The organism is Acidiphilium sp. (genome assembly GCF_049977125.1).
Taxonomy (GTDB): Bacteria; Pseudomonadota; Alphaproteobacteria; order Acetobacterales; family Acetobacteraceae; genus Acidiphilium.
In genome coordinates this window covers 1-3,170 of sequence record NZ_JBMFGY010000245.1, presented here as the reverse complement: position 1 = coordinate 3,170, position 3,170 = coordinate 1, and the positions used below count along the sequence as shown (strand labels likewise).

At 62.3% G+C, this 3,170-nt stretch carries 4 protein-coding genes and 1 pseudogene; all 5 read left to right on the top strand.

What is annotated here, in order from left to right:
- The coding region (locus tag ACP5E6_RS17540; RefSeq protein WP_427956414.1) for a tyrosine-type recombinase/integrase at window positions 1-1,268 on the top strand (1,268 nt) is incomplete at its 5' end.
- On the top strand, window positions 1,265-1,900 hold the full coding sequence (locus tag ACP5E6_RS17535) for a hypothetical protein (protein ID WP_427956412.1): 636 nt from the start codon (window positions 1,265-1,267) through the stop codon (window positions 1,898-1,900). The genes ACP5E6_RS17540 and ACP5E6_RS17535, both read left to right, overlap by 4 nt.
- 90 nt (window positions 1,901-1,990) lie before the next feature.
- On the top strand, window positions 1,991-2,221 hold the full coding sequence (locus ACP5E6_RS17530) for a hypothetical protein (protein ID WP_427956410.1): 231 nt from the start codon (window positions 1,991-1,993) through the stop codon (window positions 2,219-2,221).
- Entirely contained in the window at window positions 2,221-2,418 is a 198-nt protein-coding gene (locus ACP5E6_RS17525) for a helix-turn-helix domain-containing protein (RefSeq protein WP_427956407.1), read from the top strand. The genes ACP5E6_RS17530 and ACP5E6_RS17525 overlap by 1 nt, the downstream gene beginning before the upstream one ends.
- A 149-nt stretch (window positions 2,419-2,567) precedes the next feature.
- Window positions 2,568-3,170 (top strand): annotated as a pseudogene (locus ACP5E6_RS17520) (hypothetical protein); the annotation flags it as partial.

The following is a 3,170-nucleotide window of genomic DNA, read 5'->3' as shown; positions in this document are numbered from 1 at the left end:
TCTTCCACGTGGGTGATTTCTTGGGTAAGATTCGGAGCATGGCGCGCTTGGTGAATAGATTATCCCCTCTGAAAGTCGCGCGGGCGACGGTGCCCGGGCTTTATGGGGATGGCAATAATCTCTACCTGCAGATCGCGCCGTCGGGCGCCAAATCCTGGTCGTTCCGGTTCATGCTGAGGGGAAAGGCGCGGGAAATGGGCCTGGGACCGGTGGCGGTGATTCCCCTGGCCGAAGCGCGGATGCGGGCGCTCGAAGCGCGGCGGCTGTTGCTTGAGGGGATCGACCCGATCGAACAGCGGCGTGCCGTGCGGGAGGCGAAGATCGTCCGGGGGAAGAGTTTCGCTGATTGCGCTGAGGCCTATATTGAGGCGCATCGGGCAGGGTGGAGCAATGCCAAGCACGCGGGGCAGTGGCGCGCGACCTTGTCGACCTATGCCTATCCGGTGCTGGGGCAAACGCCGGTCGCAGCGATCGATCTCGATCTCGTGATCCGGGCGCTGAAGCCGATCTGGACTGCCAAGCCGGAGACTGCGAGCCGATTGCGAGGGCGGATCGAGGCGGTGCTGGATTACGCGACGACCAAGGGGTGGCGGCAGGGCGACAATCCGGCGCGGTGGAAGGGTCTGCTCGAGAATGTCCTGCCGGCGAAGGGGCGAATCGCGCGGGTGGCGCACCACGCCGCCCTGCGCTGGCGGGATCTGCCCGGATTCATGGGCGAGCTGATGACGCAGGACGGCTTGGCGGCGCAGGCATTGGCGTTAACCATCCTGACCGCCGTGCGCACGGGCGACGCGATCGGTGCGACCTGGAAGGAGATCGACCTCGGCGCGCGAATCTGGACGATTCCGGACTGGCGGGTGAAGGGACGCAAGGCCGAGCATAGGGTGCCGTTGGCAGACCCGGTTGTAGCGATCCTGACGCGTGCACGGCAGGGTGCCGTATCACCGGCGCCATCGGCCTTCGTGTTTCCGGGAGGAAGGGCGGGAACGGCGCTCAGCAACATGGCGATGCTCGCCTTGCTGCGGCGCATGGGTCGCGACGACATCACAACGCACGGGTTCCGCTCGACCTTCCGCGACTGGGCGGCCGAGGCGACCGACTATCCCCATGAGGTGGTCGAAACCGCGCTCGCCCATACGGTGAACGACAAGGTAGTGGCAGCATATCGGCGGACGGATTTTTTCGATCGGAGACGCCATCTCATGGAGGAATGGGCTGTCTATGCATGCTCCACTTGGGGGACGGTAACATTAAGATGGCCAGGATGACCAAGGAACGGGACGACAACAGAGATGGTGGTTTGGCAGATCTGGTTGAACCGATCCTGCGACAGCGGCGTCCTCGCGCGCCTCGGGTGAAGCCGTTGCCGATGTCGATGCAGGACCCACGACACGATCCTGAGGCGGCGATCGCGGCGATCAAGGCGGTTCACCGGGCTGGTGGGACGGTGGTGAACGAGGATGAGTTCAACAAGCGACGCAACAATTTCATGATAGGAACGATTCCGGCAGATGACCTCCTCTGCCGAGATCACAGGATCCGGTTCCGGCCTAAAGAGGTCAGGACTGGTCCTGGCTTCGCGAAGCCGTCCGCCGCACGTGGGATTGATGAGGCCGAGACCGCGTTCGCGCGACGCGTGAACGAGATCGATCGGATCTCCGCGTTCGAAGCGGGAAAGAGCAAGGGTGGCCAGAAGGCGGCGATGGTCCGCCGGGAGGTCTCCGCCCGGCGGTCGGCTCGGGTCATGGCATTATTTGATGCATCCGCGCTGCCTGCGCGTCATCGCGCGGCATCGATTGCACGACGAATGACTCTAGAAGGCAATCGTATTTCCGTACGAACTGTCCGGGAAATTCTGGCCCGCTACCGAAAATATGAGTCTAACTTGCCTCCGGCTTGACCAAAAAGCGGCGGTGAGCAGTAGCGGCATAATTTCCGGGCATCTCAGAATCCCCAATCATCCGCGGACATCCAACTAAGGAGCCGCGACATGTTAATCACCCAAGATCCTCATTTTGTTACGATATCAGTATGGGTCGAGCGAACGGGAATTTCACGAAGCGTTACATATCAACTCATCGCTACTGATCGTCTACGGGCCCGTAAAGTAGGACGGCGCACGCTCATAGACTTTGCACATGGCCTGTCGTGGCTCCAGCAACAACCGCTGGCGAAGATTGCGCCGCCGTTCCGCCGCGCCCAATCCAGCGAGGTGGCGTGATGCCGGCACCTGTCTCACCGCCGCTGTGTCGCATGCTCTCGCTGCGCGAGGTCGCTGGCGTTTTGGGCGTTTCATTAGCAACAGTTCGCCGTCGCGTCGCTGACGGTTCGCTCAGCATTTACCGCATCGGACGCGCCGTTCGTGTCTCCGAGGCAGATTTAGCCGTCTTCCTCGCCTCGAACCGCGAGAGAATTTGAAATTGACCGTGCAGCCGCATTTCTCCGGCCTTGAGCCGGCCTTGGGCCACCGTCATAAGCGTAATGGTATACAATCACGGATTGACGGTATCCCGACTGAGCGCCCATGCGCGCAGCCGATCACGCATGCACGTGCAAGGCAACGCCTGATGCAAGACGATTTATTCGGCAACTACGCAGCGCTCGCATCTGCCAAGGTCGGCGATGCGTTCCGGAACGCTGAAGCTATCGGCGGACCGAACGTGGAGTCGGCCTCGGTTTCAGGTACTCCGGGTCTGGCACCGAGTGACCCGGCCAGTGATGAATGCACAGGCGCACCGGGAGCGATGACCAATCGAGACGGTGCTGGTTCCCCGGACTCGATGCCATCGGACAATTCCCCCGTCCCGGCGGTGGTCGATCCCACGTCGGCCGACCTCCCGGAAAATGCACGCGTGCGTCTCGCCGGCGATACCGTTGTGGGTAAGATACCGCCGACAACCTTTGCCGAGGCGATCGCAGCTCTCGCAGCAAGCGGAACGCTGAAAGAGACGCAACTGAACAGCCTCAGAAGGGATGTCGCGTGGATCGAGGCCCGACGTCCTCGTCACCGTGACGGCACCTTACCCGCCGCTCTGCCCTGCGACCCGGCCCTATTGCGGCCGATCCTGGCAGGCTTCCGCCCCGCTCGGCACAAGATCAGTGCGAAGCGGTGGTACAATATCAAATCATCCCTCGCGGCGGTCCAACGCAAAACCGGCTGGTTGCCGGCG

Excerpts from the sequence above, each read along its gene's own strand:
- ACP5E6_RS17535 (WP_427956412.1), top strand. The coding sequence starts at position 1,265 with ATGACCAAGGAACGGGACGACAACAGAGATGGTGGTTTGGCAGATCTG.
- ACP5E6_RS17530 (WP_427956410.1), top strand. The coding sequence starts at position 1,991 with ATGTTAATCACCCAAGATCCTCATTTTGTTACGATATCAGTATGGGTC.
- ACP5E6_RS17525 (WP_427956407.1), top strand. The coding sequence starts at position 2,221 with ATGCCGGCACCTGTCTCACCGCCGCTGTGTCGCATGCTCTCGCTGCGC.